Genomic DNA, 15,491 nt, shown 5'->3' with positions numbered 1-15,491 from the left:
GAGAACAACAATGACCGTCAAGGCATCGAGGATGGTGGATAGGCAAGGATTGATCGAGCTCGAGGAGGGCGACGACGTCCGCGACAGTCCACGTTTCAATGCTGATATCGCGCCGACCAAGGCGCATGAACGCACCTGGTCGAAATGGAACGTGGCCGCCCTGTGGGTGGGCATGTCGATCTGCGTACCCACCTATACCCTGGGCGGAGTGCTCACCGCCTATTTCGGCCTGAGTGTCGGCGAGGCGCTGTTTGCGATCCTGCTGGCCAACGTGGTGGTGCTGATACCGCTCACGCTGAACGCTTTTCCCGGCACCAAGTTCGGGATCCCGTTTCCGGTAGTGCTGCGCTCATCGTTCGGCATCCTGGGGTCGAATGTGCCGTGTCTGGTGCGGGCACTGGTCGGTTGTGGCTGGTTCGGGGTGCAGACCATGTTCGGTGGGCTGGCGATTCACCTGCTGCTGGCGACGATCTTTCCCCCATGGCAGGCACTGGGGGGCCTGGGTGAGGTGGTCGGCTTCTTCGTCTTCGGGGCCATGAACCTGTACGTGGTGATTCGCGGCGCCGAGTCGATCAAGTGGCTCGAGACCCTGGCCGCGCCGCTGCTGCTGGCGGTAGCCATTGGCCTGATGTTCTGGGCCTGGCCGCACATGTCGATGACCGAGCTGCTGGCGCAGCCACCGTCGCGCCCGGAAGGGGCGCCGGTGTACGGCTACTTCTTCGCCGGGCTGACCGCGATGGTGGGTTTCTGGGCGACGCTGTCGCTCAACATTCCCGACTTCAGCCGCTTCGCCAAGAGCCAGAAGGATCAGATCGTCGGCCAGGTGCTGGGCCTGCCCATGACCATGTTCTTCTTTGCTGCCCTCGGGGTGGTGATGACGGCGGCGTCCGAATCGCTGGTGGGGCAGACCGTGGCCGACCCGGTGAGTCTGATCGGCATGATCGACAACCCGTTCTGGGTGGCCCTCGCCATGCTGCTGATCATCATTGCGACCATCTCGACCAATACCGCCGCCAATATCGTCTCGCCGACCAACGACTTCCAGAACGTGGCGCCCAAGCTGGTCGACCAGACCCGCGGTGTGTTGATCACCGGCGTCGTGGGGGTCTTGCTGATGGGCTATGATCTGCTGCAGAAGGCCGGGGTGATTACCTCCGGGGTGTCGCTCGAGCAGATGTACTCCAACTGGCTGTTGGGCTATTCGAGCCTACTGGGGCCCATCGCCGGGATCATGGCGGTGGACTACTTTCTGATCAAGCGCCAGCGGCTCGATGTGCCGAGCCTGTATCAGGATGGGCGCGCTTATCCGGCGGTCAACTGGCCTGGCTTCGTCGCCTTCGGGATTCCCGTCGCACTGACCGTGGTATCGCTGCTGACCGGTACCATGTACTGGTTCTACGACTACGGTTGGTTTACCGGCTCGGCCTTGGGTGCCGTGATCTACTATGTGGCAAGCCAAGTGATGTCGCCGGTGAACGTGTCGGCGACGGCTGCGGCCATCGAGCCCGAACGCATGCCCTGATAGCGTCGTTCGAGTAATGCACGCGCCGCGCCCCGGCCATCAGCCCGGGGCGCTGTCGTGTCGGCCTTCCCGCTAGACAGGCATTTCATTCATTCCGGAGCCAACAATGAAAACATCCGATTATCCGCTCAGCGCCGTGCCGGCAAGTCGCCGCAAAGGGCTGCTCTCGACGACCATGGTGCTGCTGGGTTTTACCTTCTTTACGGCGACGATGTGGGCGGGCGGTTCGCTGGGCACGGCGTTCACCTTTGCTGAGCTGCTATGGGTGATCACCATCGGCAACCTGCTGCTTGGAGGCTATGCCGCGGCACTGGCGTATATCGCCTGTCGCAGTGGCCTCAACTCGGTACTGATGGGGCGCTTCTGCTTCGGCGAGCTTGGCAGCAAGCTCTCCGATTTGCTGCTCGGCTTCACCCAGATCGGCTGGTACGCCTGGGGGACGGCCACCATTGCGGTGATCCTGGTGCAAACCACGAATCTGCCCGGCTGGATGGAAATCCCGCTGATGGTGGTGTTCGGCATGGCCTTCTGCATCACTGCGATGATCGGCTATCGCGGCCTCGACTGGCTGTCGCGTTTTGCCGTGCCGGCCATGCTGCTGTTCATCCTGATCAGCCTCTATACCGGCATGCACGATATTGGCGGGTTGACCGGCCTGTTAGGCCAGACATCCACTGGCAGCATGAGCTTTGCTGCGGCCGTCACGGTGATCATCGGCACCTTCGTGAGTGGCGGGACCCAGGCGACCAACTGGAGCCGCTTCGCGCGGTCGCCGAAAATCGCGGTGATCGCCACCCTGGCGGCCTTCTGTGTCGGCAACGGGCTGATGGTGCTCACCGGTGCGCTGGGCGCGCTGATCTATCAGCAGGCGGACATCGTCGACGTGATGCTGGCGCAAGGGTTCGTGGTGCTGGCGGTGTTGATGCTGTTCCTCAATATCTGGACCACCCAGGACAACACCATCTACAACTTCGCCGTGGCCGGTTGCAACCTGCTGCGCACGCCCCGCCGACGGCTGGTGACCGTGGTTGGTGCCGCTATCGGTACGCTGCTGGCAGTCGGCGGCATGTACGACCTGCTGATTCCCTACCTGGTGCTGCTGGGCACCTTCATCCCACCGATCGGCGGCGTGATCATGGCCGATTTCTGGCTGCGCCATAAGGGGCGCTATCCGTCTCTCGAGTCAGCGGATCTGCCGGCCTTTCACTGGGTGGGACTGCTGGCCTATGCCTTGGGCTCGCTGGCCGCCTATCTCTCGCCGCTGCTGCCACCGCTGGTGGGCGTGCTGGTGGCCGTATTGAGCTATGCGCTGCTGCTGCGCTTCGGTACTGCGACGCTGCCGGCCAAGGCCTAGAAACGACGACGCCCCGCAGGGCGGGGCGTCGTGGCGTCAAGCGCGGGAGTCTAGCTGTCGTCGCCAGGGCGGCGGGGTTCGGGCTCGCCAGTGCTGGTGCTGGCGATGACGGTGCCGGTCTCGCCGCTTTCGAGGGTCACCAGCAGGCGCTCGGACTCGCGCTGGAAGGCGGCCAGGGCATCACCTTCGAGGCTCTGGTTCTCGGGCAGGTCGACGCGCATCGGGTCGACCTGGTTACCATTGACGATCACCTCGTAGTGCAGGTGCGGGCCGGTGCTGCGTCCGGTGTTGCCTGATTTGGCAATGGTTTCGCCCATGCTTACGCGATCGCCGCGGCTGACCAGCGGCTGAGAGAGGTGCAGGTAGCGGGTCCGGTAGCCGTTGTCGTGACGTACCACGATGAAACGGCCGGCCAGCGGGTGATTGCCGACCTTCTCCACGCGACCGTCGGCCGGGGCATTGACCGAGGTGCCGATCGGCATCGCCCAGTCGGTGCCGTAGTGCGGACTCACCCGACCGGTGACCGGGTGTTTGCGGCGCAGGTTAAATGACGAGCTCTGGCGATAATTGCCGTTGAAGGGGTAGCGCTCGAAGGCGGGATCGAGGCTGTAGCCCTCCGGCGTATAGAAGCGGTTGTCGGAGCTATTGCGGATGACCGTCAGGTCCATCCGGGCGCCCTCGTATTTTACCGCGAGCACGCGGGAGTCGAGACTCTGGCCATCGATCAGGTCGGACTCTACCAGTACCTGGAAACGATCGCCGCGACGGGTGTCGCGGCGGAAGTCGAGTTTCTTCTCCAGCAAGTTGCTCAGTTGAGCGACTTCGGAGGCGGATAGGCCAGTGGCCTCGGCGGAGCGGCCGAAACTGCCGCTGACGGTGCCGGCAAACAGGCGCTGGGTGGGCTCGCCGGCCTTCTCGATGCTCGATACCTCGAACGCGGTGTCGGGGTCGCGCTCTATCAAGAAGCCGCTGCGTGGATTCTTCATCACACGCAGCGCCAGGAGTTGTCCATCTTCATCGAGCTGGTAGTCGAAATTATGCCCGGCCCGCCAACGGGTCAGGACATTGCGGTCGGGCATCTTGTCGAGCAGTTGCAGCACTTCGCTGTAGCCAAGACCCAGCGTCTGCTGGGCCATCACGGCGAAGGTGTCACCTTGCTGCACCGTATAGGTCTCCCATTCGGGCACATAGGCCTGTTCGGCTACCAGCTCTTCATCGAGAAACACCTCGCCATCATCGAACAGTACCAAGGGTCCGTCGAGATAGTCCTCGTAGGAGGTGTGCGACGCCAGCGCTTCGACGTCGAACCCGGAGGAGTCGCCGACCTGGTTGAGATCGTCGGTCTGGCCCAGCTCGGGAAGGTGCAGAGCGAGATGCAGGACATCGGTATCGATGGTTGCTGGCGAGTCGCTCTGCTGTTGTTCGTCGTCAGCGTTGCTCGACTCGGGGGTGAGCGCGACAATTGGCATTTGCTCATCACCGGCATGCGCCGTGGAGAGCACGTCGATGTCGACGATTTCCTGGGCAGCCAGTTCGGCAATGGGGACGTACTGGCGGGTGGCATCCAGCGCATTGCTGGCCATTTCCACTGCTTCTGACACAGCACTGCGTTCGAAGTCGAGGGCAGCTGTGTCGCGGTTTGTGTTGGAATCGAGGGGAATATGAATCGGAGAAGCGGCAACAGGGCTTTCACTGGAGCTATCGAAAGCGCCGATGATTTTTTGCGTACCCAGCACAGTAACCATGGTGGCAACAGGTAGTAAAAGTAACTTGTGCGTGCGGGGCAGCGAATGAAGAATTCGCAACATGATAAAGGCCGTGACTTGGTAGATGAACGTAAAAAGGCACGAGAACCTTACCCCAAGGCGCTTGTGATGCCTAGTCTGTACGTTCATACAGTCTTTTCGGCCGCGGTTTGGCAACGCTGTTCGACTTAGGTCTAGCGGTAGGTCATGCTGGAAATGCCCAGCGATACAGCGTTTCTGCCTGTATATGCGCGTTCGCTGGGCAACAATTCAAGTGAATTATCCTGTCAGTCTACCGCTTCGGTAGTCGTTCAAGGCCTGTTCGAGCTCATCTTGGCTGTTCATGACGAAGGGGCCGTAGTGAGCGATCGGCTCTCGATGCGGCGTGCCGGCAAGGAGCAGCGCCTGGGCGCCGGCCTCACTCGAGAGCGGCAGTTGTTGCCCGTCGCCCAGCCGAACCAGGTGGCCCGCCGGGATGCGCTGCTCACCGATCTCGAGCTCGCCGGCGAAGACATAGACAGCAAGCATTGGTGACTCCTGCTCGAGCAATAGTCGCCCACTTGGTTCGAGAATGACATGGGCGACGCCACCATTACCAGCCAGTGCATCCAGCGGGCCTACAACGTCATGGCGTGGCTCGATAGCGTGCCATTTGCCGCCGAGGGCAATCAGTTTGGCACCTTCGCCATGCAGGTGTGGCATCTCAGTTGACCGCACATCGCGATAGGTGGCCTCGCTGAGTTTGTCCTTGGCCGCCAGGCTCAGCCACAGCTGAAAGGCGTGCAGGCCGTGATGGTCGGTCAGCGGCATTTCCGAGTGAACGATGCCGCGTCCGGTATGCATCCACTGGGCGTCACCGGCATTAATGGTGCTGGAATGGCCCATGTGGTCTTCATGGGTCAGGCCGCCGTGAATCACGTATGTCAGGGTCTGAATGCCGCGGTGTGGGTGGGGCGGAAAGCCACCGATATAATCGTTCGGTTGATCGGAACCGAGCTCGTCGAGCATCAGGAAAGGATCGATGCCGCCGCCGAAATCATGGATGCGCTTGATCTTGACGCCGTCGCCATCCTGGCTGGGTTGGCTGCGTACCACCGAGACGACTTGGCGGACAGGGGAGTGGGTCATGGCGTATCTCCTTGGAGAAAGGGTTGGTACCTATGCCTGTCATTATCGATGATGGACAGGCGGTATCAGAAGCGCATAGTTTTGCTGCAACTGTTCGAGGAATTCGAAATGTCCCGTGTGACCCTATCGCAGTGGCAGATGCTGGCGGCCGTGGTCGACCATGGCGGCTTCGTGCGCGCCTCCGAGGCGGTGCACAAGAGCCCCTCTACGCTCAATCATGCCGTGCACAAGCTCGAGGAGCAGCTCGGCGTCAAGGTGCTGGAACCGGTAGGCCGCCAAGTGCGGCTGACCGAGGCCGGTGAGCTGCTGTTGCGGCGTGCCCGTCAGCTGATCGAGAGCGCAGAGGCGCTCGAAGAGGTGGCCGAAAGCCTGGCCGCAGGGCTCGAGGCGGAGATCGTGTTGGCCATCGACCAGCTATTCCCGCCGGATGCCCTAGCCCAAGCGCTGGATGCTTTTTCGTCCCGCTACCCCGGGGTGCGCGTACAGCTTCACGAGACGGTGCTCAATGGCGGCATCGAGATGCTCTACGATGGCCGCGCGGACCTGGTGGCCTCGGGGCTGGCAGCCCAGGGATTTCTCGGCGAACCGCTGGTGACGGTGCGCTTCATTGCCGTGGCCCACCCCGACCATCCGCTGCACCGGCTCGGTCGGCCCTTGGACCTGCGCGATCTCAAGCAGCATCGCCAACTGGTGGTGCGCGACTCGGCCCAGCGCCAGTCGATGGATGCCGGCTGGCTCAAGGCCGAGCAGCGCTGGACGCTGAGCCATCTCGACACTTCAGTGGACATGCTCGAGCGCGGCCTGGGCTTTGCCTGGGTGCCGGAAACCCGCATCCAGCCGTCACTGGAGCGCGGCACCCTGGTGCCGCTGCCGCTAAGCGCCGGCGGTATTCGCGAGGTGCCGATGCAGTTGATCTATCGCGATCGTGACCGCGCAGGTCCCGCCGCCCACGCCATGGCCGATGCCCTGAGCCAGGCCGTTGCCAGCTGCTGTGAGAGCGTCGTCGATTCGACGCCATCGAATGAGTAGGCGCAAAACTTGCGCTTGAGCGCCGGGTCGAGAGGGGTAGGCTATGGCTACTCGACTTCTCATGATCCGGAGGTGGCCGATGGGCCTGTTGATCGACGGCAAATGGCACGACCAGTGGTACGATACCGACAAGCATGGCGGTGAATTCGTGCGTGAATCCGCCCAGCTGCGCGACTGGGTGACGGCCGACGGTAGTCCCGGCCCCGCTGGCCAGCCGGGATTGCCCGCCGAGGCGGATCGCTACCACCTTTATGTGTCGCTGGCCTGCCCCTGGGCGCATCGCACCTTGATCCTGCGCAAGCTCAAGGGGCTGGACGCACTGGTTGGCGTCTCGCACGTCAGCCCGCTGATGCTCGACCAGGGGTGGACCTACCACCGTGGAGAGGGCGCCAGCGGTGACCCGATCAACGGCGTCGATTATCATCGCGAGCTCTATACCCTCACCGATCCGCACTACACCGGCCGCGTTACCGTGCCGGCGCTGTGGGACAAACAGGGTGGCCGCATCGTCAACAATGAGTCCGCCGAGCTGCTGCGCATGCTCAACGGTGCCTTCGATGAGCTGACCGGCAATCGTCTCGATTTCTACCCGGTGGATCTGCGCGAGACCATCGACGCGGTCAACGCCGACGTCTACGACCATATCAACAACGGTGTCTACAAGTCGGGCTTCGCCACCGACCAGAAGGTCTACGACAAGCATGTCGTGGCGCTATTCGAGGCGCTGGATCGCATGGAAGCGCGTCTCGCCGCACATCGCTATCTGGCCGGCGAGTGGCTGACCGAAGCCGATATTCGGCTGTTCACCACCCTGGTGCGCTTCGATGCCGTCTATCACGGCCACTTCAAGTGCAACCTCAAGCGCATCGAGGACTACCCGAACCTGTCGAACTACCTGCGTGAGCTATACCAGTGGCCGGGCATCAAGGAAACGGTGGACTTCGACCATATCAAGCGCCACTACTACTACAGCCACGACACCATCAATCCGACCCGCATCGTACCCAAAGGGCCGCTGCTCGACCTCGATCGCGGCCATGATCGCCAGCGGCTGCCGGGGCAGGGGATTCGCGAGAAGGGGTGACGGCGGTATCACGCAACGGCCGCGCCCCGGCGAAGGGGCGCGGCCGTCGTGCAGGGGAAGCCGTTGTATCAGTAGGCTGCGTCGGGTTCGTAGAACGCCTCGACGTTGTCGGCGGTGATCAGGTCGGCGGCCAGGATCACACGTGACGGAATGCCGTGATACATGTCCCCCAGGCGTTCGCCCTTGACGCCGTGCACGGCCAAGGCAATTGCCGAGGCAATCATATTGGGGGGATAGGTGACGGTGCCCTTGACCATGGGATGGTCGTCGCGAATCATCTCAATGACCCGCTGCGAGCCACCCCCGCCCACCACGAGCTGGATATCGTCCCGCTCGTTTTCCTCGATGGCCTGCAGTGCCGCGACCAGCACATCGTCGTCACCGGCCCAGATGGCATCCACCTGGGGATTGCTTCCGAGCAGATCCTCGGTGACGCTCAGTGCCTGCTGTGGATTCCAATCGGTATTCTGGGAGGCCAGGATGTTGATCCCCGAGTACTCCCCCATGACTCGGTTGAAGGCGTCAACGCGCTGGCTGTTGATCGGAATCGGTGGCCCCTCCAGAACCAGGATATTGCCCTCGCCACCCAGCTCGTCGGCGATATAGCGCGCGGCCTGCTCGCCAAGGCCGGGGTTGTCGCCGGCCAGGAAGACGTCCTGGGCCGGGATCTCCAGTTCGCGATCCACGACGACGGTATAGATGCCCTCCTCGTAGGCTTCCGAGATCACCGACTGCAGGGTCGCCGGGTTGTAGGGCAGTATCACCAGTGCATCCAGGTTACGGATCATCAGGTCCTCCACGTTGGAGACCTGGGCGGTGCCGGAATTGGCGGAAAGCACGGTGAAGCTGACGTCTGGATATTTTTCACTCAGCTCATCGGTGGCTTGCTGGGCCCACCACATCAGGCCCGCCGTCCAGCCATGATCGGCCGAGGGTACCGTGACGCCGATATGATAGTCGTCGGCGCTGGCCAGGCCGGCGGTGCCGGTCAGGGCGGCAGTCAGTGCCGCAGTCTTCATCAGGCGTGAGAAGGTCATGATTGTGGCTCCCGTTTCGTTGTGGTTCGTAAGCGGGCGGGGGATGGCCACGCCCGGAGTGGCCGCCACCCGAAGAGGTCACGGCGGCCGAAAATGGCATCAGGCGGCGCGTTTGTACTGCAGCAGAACCGCGAGCAGAATCACCGCGCCCTTGACCAGTCCCTGCAGATAAGGCGAGACCCCGGTCAGGTTGAGCATGTTATTGATGATGCCGAGGATCAGCGCTCCGATGACGGTGCCCCATACCGTGCCACGCCCACCGGATAGCGCGGTGCCACCGATGACCACCGCAGCGATGGCATCCAGCTCGTAGAAGTAGCCGGCGTCGCTGGGGCTTACCGAGTTGAGGCGTGAGGTCAGCATGATCGCCGACAGGCCAACGCAGAGGCCGGCGATGACGAAGGTGGAGAGCACGATGCGCTTGACGCGGATGCCGGAGTAACGGGCCACCTGCGGATTGGCGCCTACGGCGCAGACATGCCGACCGTACGCGGTATGGAACAGCAGGACGTGGGCGACGATGGCCAGGCCAAAGAACACCCAGACCGGAATCGGTATGCTCAGGAAGAAACCGCCGCCGACGTTGGAAAAGATCGGGTTGCGCGTCGAGACCTCGGCGGCATCGGTGAAGTAGAGCGCCAGCGAACGGAAGATCGACATGCTGGCCAGCGTCACCACGAAGGCGGCAATGCGTCCTCGCGTGACCATCAGGCCATTGAAGAGGCCGAACAGCGAGCCGGCCACGATAGCTGCCAGCATCGCCAGGATCACCGCCTGGACGGGGTCACTGATGGCGTTGACCACGTAGAGTACGATCACACCGACCAGCGCCACCATCGAGCCCACCGAGAGATCGATGCCGCCGGCGATGATCACGAAGGTCATGCCGATGGCGATGATCCCGGTGTAGGAGACCTGACGCAGCACGTTGGAGATGTTGCGGGTGTTGAGGAAGTACTCGCTGGCCAGCGACGACACGGCAAACAGCAGAATGAGTGCCACCAAGGGGGCCAGGATAGCGGCGTTCAGCGGAATCTTGCGCAGGCCCTGGATGACGAGCGCTGCCGCCGGTTTGGTATTCTGTGACTGGTTCATTTTACGTCCCCACTCGTTCGCAATTGGCGTGCTGTCGTGCGCCGGCGGCATACAGCATGATCTGCTCTTCATTGATGTCGTCGCCGTTCAGCTCGACTGCGATGCGCCCTTCGCGGACTACCAGAACGCGGTCGGACATGCCGATGATCTCCTCGAGTTCGGAGGAGATCACGATGACCGCCTTGCCTTGCTCGGTGAGCTCGCGGATCAGTTGGTAGATCTGCTGCTTGGCACTGATATCGATGCCGCGGGTGGGCTCATCCAGGAGCAGGATGTCCGGCTCGATATCGAGCAGTTTGGAGAAGTAGACCTTCTGCTGGTTGCCGCCACTCAGCTTGCTGACGGGGGCGCCCAGGTTGGCGGCTTTGATCGAGAGCCGCTGCTGGTAGTGTTCGGCCTGGCGACGTTCGGCAGCATGCCGGATAAGGCCGCGGACATAACGCTTCAGGCTCAGCGAAGTGATGTTCTGCATGACATTGAAGGAGAGCTGCAGCCCCTTGCCCTGGCGGTCTTCAGAGAGGTAGGCCAGGCCGTGGGCATGTGCCTCGTTGGGCGAGCGGATATCGACTGCCTTGCCGTCGATATGCAGCGCGCCGCCGTCCCTGCGGCGCAGGCCCATGATCGTCTCGGCGATCTCGGTGCGACCCGCCCCCACCAGGCCGGCCAGACCCAGCACCTCGCCGCGGTGGACCTCCAGGTCGATATCGTAAAGCACGTCCTTGAGGCTCAGGCCGCGCACCTGCAGTGCCGGCGAGGCCTCATGCGCCGCGGCAGGGGGCTTGTCGGGATAGACCTGCGACAGCTCGCGGCCGACCATCTTGCGCGCCATGTCCTCCTCGCTGAGCTCGCCCACTTCGCACAGCTCGACCTGCTGGCCATCGCGCAGGATCAGTAGCCGGTCGCAGAGTTCCTTGACCTCCTTGAGCTTGTGGGAGATGAACATGACCGCTACGCCGCGGGCGACCAGCGTGCGTACCACCTTGAACAGCACCGCCACTTCGCGGTCGGTGAGCACCGTGGTTGGTTCGTCGAGGATGACGATACGCGCCTCGTTGACCAGCACCCGAGCCACTTCCACCATCTGCTTCTCGGCGACACTGAGGCGTTCGATGGGCAGGTCGGGATCGAGCGCCACCTCCAGAGAGGCCAGCAGCTCCCGGGTACGCTGGCGCATCGCGCCGTGGTCGAGTAGCCCGCCGCGACGCAGCTCCTGGCCGAGGAAGACGTTCTCGTAGACGCGCAGGGTCGAGACCAGATTGAACTCCTGGGGGATCATCGCCACGCCGTGGCGGCGCGCCGTGATCGGATCCAGGGCGCTGAGTGCCTCGCTGTCCAGGTGAATGGTGCCCGCGCTCGGGGTGTAGATGCCGCTGACGATCTTGAGCAGGGTCGACTTGCCGGCGCCGTTCTCGCCGAGGATGCCGAGCACCTCGCCCGGGACGAGGGAGAGTGAGATGTCCTCTAGTACCTGGACCGGGCCGAAGGCCTTGCCGATGCCCTCGAGGCGCAGGATGGGCTCACGCATCGGGGGCCCCCCTCTGCGTCAGCGATGTCCAGCTGCCCGCTGCCTGGCTGGAGGCGAGCGCGGCGCTGATGAAGCGCATGCCGTCGACGCCATCGGCAATCCCCGGCAGCCAGGCCGAGTGTTCGTCTGCCGCCAGATCGTCGGCCAGTGCCTGGTAGAGATTGGCGAAGGCCTCGATATAGCCTTCCGGATGGCCGCCCGGCAGGCGCACGCCGCGGCCGATCTCGGCGCTCAGGGCGTCATCGCGGCGCGTCAGGCGCTGGCTGGGGCCATTGAGTGGCTTGAACCACAGCTCGTTGGGCGTCTCCTGGGCCCACTGCAGGCTGCCCCGCTCGCCAATCACGCGGATGCTCAGGGCATTTTCGAAGCCCGCCGCGGTCTGGCTTGCCCACAGCATGCCGCGGGCGCCGCCATCGAAACGTAGCAGCGCCTGGACATTGTCGTCTAACGCGCGGTCAGGCACCGCGCTGCTCAATTCAGCGCTGACCTGGTCGACGCGCTGGCCGCTGATGAACTGGGCCAGCTGGAAGGCGTGAACGCCGATATCGCCCAGGCAGCCGGCTGCCCCGGCACGGGCGGGGTCGAGCCGCCAGGCGGCTTGGCGGTTGGCTGCGTCTGGTGCCTCGCTGAGCCACTCCTGCAGGTACTCCACCTGCACATGGCGCAGTCGCCCGAGTTCGCCACGAGCGACCAGCGCACGGGCATGCTGGACCAGCGGGTAGCCCGCATAGTTGTGGGTCAGCACGAAACGCCGCTGGCTGGCGGCGGCGGCCCTTGCCAGGCGCTCGGCTTCCGCGACGCCCAGCGTCATGGGTTTCTCGCATACCACGTGCAATCCAGCTTCCAGCGTCGCCAGCGCTGCCGGAAAGTGCAGGTGGTTGGGGGTGACGATGGCGACGACCTCGGCGCCATCCTCGCGTGGCGTCTCGCCGGCCAGCAGTGCCTCGTGGTTGGCGTAGCAGCGCGTCTTGTCGACGCCCAGCTCATGCGCGGTGGCCAGGTTGCGCTCGGCCTGAGACGAGAAGACGCCGGCAACCAGTTCGAAGCGGTCGTCCAGGCGGGCGGCCATGCGGTGGACGCCGCCGATGAAGGCGCCCTGGCCGCCGCCGATCATGGCCAGGCGCAGGCGGGGTCGCGTTGAGTCGTGCGTCATGGCGGGCTCCTTGCGGGTGCTTGGTGGGTGGTCAGTCGAGTCCGAGCAGGACGCGGTTGGCCTGGCGGTCGGTGCCGGCATCGGCGAAGTCGTCGAAGGCACGCTCGGTGACCCGGATGATGTGGTCGGTGACGAAGCGTGCTCCCTCGGCGGCGCCCTGTTCGGGATGCTTGAGGGCGCATTCCCACTCGATCACCGCCCAGCCGTCGAAGTCGTACTGGGCGAGCTTCGAGAAGATGCCCTTGAAGTCGACCTGGCCATCGCCCAGGGATCGGAAGCGCCCGGCACGATCGATCCAGTTGGCATAACCGCCGTAAACGCCCTGGCTGGCGGAGGGCTGGAATTCGGCGTCCTTGACGTGAAACATGCGGATCCACGGGTGGTAGCGGTCGAGGAAAGCCAGGTGGTCGAGCTGTTGCAGGACCATATGGGAAGGGTCGTAGAGCATGCAGCAGCGCGGGTGGTGATCCACCTCCTCGAGGAAGCGCTCGAAGGTGGCGCCATCGTGGAGGTCCTCGCCGGGATGAATCTCGAAGCACAGGTCGACGCCGGCGTCAGCGAAGGCATCGAGGATCGGTCGCCAGCGCCTGGCCAGCTCGGCGAAGCCCTCCTCGACCAGCCCGGTGGGGCGCTGTGGCCAGGGATACAGGAAGGGCCACAGCAGTGAGCCGGAGAAGGTGCCGTGGGCACTCAGTCCCAGGTTGGCGCTGGCGCGCGCCGCCAGTTTGAGCTGCTGCACCGCCCAGGCCTGGCGTGCAACGGGATCGCCGTGCAACTCGGTGGGGGCAAAACCGTCGAACACGCTGTCGTAGACCGGATGCACCGCCACCAGCTGCCCCTGCAGATGGCTCGAGAGCTCGGTGATCTCCAGGCCATGCTCGGCCAGCAGTGCCTGGACCTCGCGGCAGTATTCAGGACTCTCGGCCGCTTGTTCGAGGTCGAATAGCCGCTTGTCCCAGGTGGGGATCTGCACCCCCTTGAAGCCGAGGGATGCCACCCAGGGGGCGAGATGCGCCAGGCTGTCGAAGGGAAACTCGTCGCCCACATACTGGGCAAGGAAGAGTGCCGGCCCCTTGATGGTCTTCATCGTGCACCTCGTGGTTCGGATCGCGTGGCCTGGGCGTGAATGACATCCAGCCCGGCATTGATGTAATGGATTACATGTCAGCAGAGGCGGCTAAGAGGGTCAAGCCAGAGCAGGAGTAGCAGGGGAGGCGATGAAATAGCCGTAATGCACCGGAAGTACACGCTTTTTTGGCCAGCTAGTGGTGCGCAAGCTGCTGTTTTTTTTAGACCAATGTATGAGTGAAAAACTGGTTTCATCCATCGATGGGCATGCAGGAAGCAGGGGGAGGCGATGTCGCGAAGAGGGTGGTGCTGATGGTCATGCTAGTGTAAAGCTTTACATTCGAGCGAAAGAAACGCCATGGCCCTGACGAGCGTGCAGGGCATTACCTCCATCAGGACAATCGCGATATGCTACGCGCCAAGGTATCTGGCAAGCGAAACCACTCAATGCCCACCATCAAGGATGTCGCCCGGGTCGCGGGCTGCTCGACGGCGACGGTATCCCGCGCCCTGGCCACCCCCGAAAAGGTGAGTGATACGACCCGTGAGCGGGTCGCCCAGGCCATCGCCGACGTCGGCTATGCGCCCAACGTGGCGGCGCGCAACCTGCGGCGTGCCGAGTCGAAGACCATCGTTGCGCTGCTGCCGGACATCTCCAATCCCTTCTTTTCCGAGATCATCAACGGCATGGAGGAGGTTGCGCATCTGGCCGGCTATCAGGTGCTGATCGGTGACTGCGAGCATGACCCGGCACGGGCGGAGGCTTACTTCGAGCTGCTGCCGACCAATCAGGCCGACGGTATCTTGCTGCTGACCGCCGAGGTGCCCATGGTGCTTGTCCGCCAGGCCGATGGGCAGTCAAGCTTCCCGCTGGTCATGGCCTGTGAGTTCTTTGCCGATATCGACCTGCCCACCGTTGCCATCGATAACCACCAGGCTGCCTGTCACGCCATCGACTACCTGATCTCACTGGGGCATCGACGCATTGCCACGCTCAGCGGTCCCGCTGCCAACCCGATCTGCAAGGAGCGGGTTCGCGGCTATCACGACACCCTGGCCGCCCATGGCCTGGTTGCCGAGGCGCGTATCGTGGAGGGCGATTTCGGCTTTCGCTCTGGCTATCAGCAGGGCCTGGCGCTGCTCGAGCCTGGCCGGACGCGACCCACCGCCATCTTCTGCCACAGTGACGAGATGGCCATCGGGGTGCTCAAGGCTGCGCGCCAACTCGGCCTGGCGGTGCCCGGGCAGCTCTCGGTGGTCGGCTTCGACAACATCGGCTTCAGCGAGTATTGCGAGCCGGAACTGACCACCATCAGCCAGCCGCGCAATGAGATCGGGCAGCAGGCGATGCGCCTGCTGTTGGGACTCATGCGCGGCGAGCCGGTGGTCAGGCGTCAGACACTCAGCACCCAGCTCATCGTGCGCAAGAGCACCGGCCGCCCCGACGCGTAACACCTTAGGCGTTCTTCGCCAGCCAGCGATCCAGCGCATTGGCGAACTCGCGGCGGTCGATGTCCGAGTAGCCCTTGGGGCCACTGGTGTGTTCGCCGCTGGCGCGCAGGGTTTCCATGTAGATCTTGTATCAGGCGCATCTGGACCCGGGCCAGATGCTTTATAAGTTCAGGCGTTCTTCGCCAGCCAGCGATCCAGCGCATTGGCGAACTCGCAGCGGTCAACGTCGGAGTAGCCCTTGGGCCCGCCGGTGTGCTCGCCGCTGGCGCGCAGGGTTTCCATGTAGATCTTGTATCAGG

At 63.5% G+C, this 15,491-nt stretch carries 14 protein-coding genes; 5 read left to right on the top strand and 9 right to left on the bottom strand.

Annotated elements, in window-relative coordinates:
* Positions 1-10 precede the first annotated feature (10 nt).
* Both CK498_RS21910 and codB read left to right on the top strand, forming a co-directional pair.
* The gene (locus tag CK498_RS21910; RefSeq protein WP_095622990.1) at positions 11-1,522 is read left to right on the top strand and encodes an NCS1 family nucleobase:cation symporter-1; all 1,512 of its coding nucleotides are present in this window, start codon (positions 11-13) and stop codon (positions 1,520-1,522) included.
* A gap of 106 nt (positions 1,523-1,628) precedes the next feature.
* Complete coding sequence (gene codB / locus CK498_RS21905; protein WP_095622989.1) at positions 1,629-2,876, top strand: cytosine permease; 1,248 nt, start codon at positions 1,629-1,631, stop codon at positions 2,874-2,876.
* 50 nt (positions 2,877-2,926) lie between these two features.
* Here the strand turns inward: codB and CK498_RS21900 are convergent, their stop codons facing one another.
* Positions 2,927-4,684 (bottom strand): peptidoglycan DD-metalloendopeptidase family protein, encoded by a 1,758-nt coding sequence (locus CK498_RS21900; protein WP_095622988.1) that lies wholly within the window; start codon positions 4,682-4,684, stop codon positions 2,927-2,929.
* Positions 4,685-4,900: 216 nt separating this feature from the next.
* Positions 4,901-5,749: a pirin family protein gene (locus CK498_RS21895; RefSeq protein ID WP_095622987.1), complete on the bottom strand. Its 849-nt coding sequence runs from the start codon at positions 5,747-5,749 to the stop codon at positions 4,901-4,903.
* Positions 5,750-5,857: 108 nt separating this feature from the next.
* Between CK498_RS21895 and CK498_RS21890 the strand changes: the two genes are divergently transcribed.
* Positions 5,858-6,778, top strand: coding sequence for a LysR family transcriptional regulator (locus tag CK498_RS21890; RefSeq protein ID WP_095623097.1), 921 nt, complete (start codon positions 5,858-5,860; stop codon positions 6,776-6,778).
* Positions 6,779-6,857: 79 nt separating this feature from the next.
* Positions 6,858-7,862 carry a glutathione S-transferase family protein gene (locus CK498_RS21885; protein WP_095622986.1) on the top strand — a complete coding sequence of 335 codons (1,005 nt, stop codon included), beginning with the start codon at positions 6,858-6,860 and terminating at the stop codon, positions 7,860-7,862.
* A 68-nt stretch (positions 7,863-7,930) separates the two neighbouring features.
* Here CK498_RS21885 and CK498_RS21880 read toward each other — a convergent pair whose 3' ends face one another.
* The 5 genes from CK498_RS21880 to CK498_RS21860 form a co-directional block, all read right to left on the bottom strand.
* On the bottom strand, positions 7,931-8,899 hold the full coding sequence (locus tag CK498_RS21880; RefSeq protein ID WP_095622985.1) for a substrate-binding domain-containing protein: 969 nt from the start codon (positions 8,897-8,899) through the stop codon (positions 7,931-7,933).
* Positions 8,900-8,998: 99 nt separating this feature from the next.
* The gene (locus CK498_RS21875) at positions 8,999-9,994 is read right to left on the bottom strand and encodes an ABC transporter permease (protein ID WP_095622984.1); all 996 of its coding nucleotides are present in this window, start codon (positions 9,992-9,994) and stop codon (positions 8,999-9,001) included.
* Position 9,995: 1 nt separating this feature from the next.
* Complete coding sequence (locus tag CK498_RS21870) at positions 9,996-11,519, bottom strand: sugar ABC transporter ATP-binding protein (protein ID WP_095622983.1); 1,524 nt, start codon at positions 11,517-11,519, stop codon at positions 9,996-9,998.
* Positions 11,512-12,672 carry a Gfo/Idh/MocA family protein gene (locus tag CK498_RS21865; RefSeq protein ID WP_095622982.1) on the bottom strand — a complete coding sequence of 387 codons (1,161 nt, stop codon included), beginning with the start codon at positions 12,670-12,672 and terminating at the stop codon, positions 11,512-11,514. Before CK498_RS21865 ends, CK498_RS21870 begins: the two co-directional genes overlap by 8 nt.
* A gap of 31 nt (positions 12,673-12,703) precedes the next feature.
* Positions 12,704-13,759, bottom strand: coding sequence for a sugar phosphate isomerase/epimerase family protein (locus tag CK498_RS21860; RefSeq protein WP_095622981.1), 1,056 nt, complete (start codon positions 13,757-13,759; stop codon positions 12,704-12,706).
* A 428-nt stretch (positions 13,760-14,187) separates the two neighbouring features.
* Between CK498_RS21860 and CK498_RS21855 the strand changes: the two genes are divergently transcribed.
* Positions 14,188-15,192, top strand: coding sequence for a LacI family DNA-binding transcriptional regulator (locus CK498_RS21855; protein ID WP_095623096.1), 1,005 nt, complete (start codon positions 14,188-14,190; stop codon positions 15,190-15,192).
* Positions 15,193-15,196: 4 nt separating this feature from the next.
* Here CK498_RS21855 and CK498_RS21850 read toward each other — a convergent pair whose 3' ends face one another.
* Positions 15,197-15,310 (bottom strand): DUF188 domain-containing protein, encoded by a 114-nt coding sequence (locus CK498_RS21850; protein ID WP_229359178.1) that lies wholly within the window; start codon positions 15,308-15,310, stop codon positions 15,197-15,199.
* A gap of 50 nt (positions 15,311-15,360) precedes the next feature.
* The gene (locus CK498_RS21845; protein ID WP_324615573.1) at positions 15,361-15,474 is read right to left on the bottom strand and encodes a DUF188 domain-containing protein; all 114 of its coding nucleotides are present in this window, start codon (positions 15,472-15,474) and stop codon (positions 15,361-15,363) included.
* Positions 15,475-15,491 lie beyond the last annotated feature (17 nt).

This window comes from Halomonas salipaludis, assembly GCF_002286975.1.
Classification (GTDB): Bacteria; Pseudomonadota; Gammaproteobacteria; order Pseudomonadales; family Halomonadaceae; genus Franzmannia; species Franzmannia salipaludis.
This window is presented reverse-complemented; position numbering and strand designations above follow the sequence as displayed.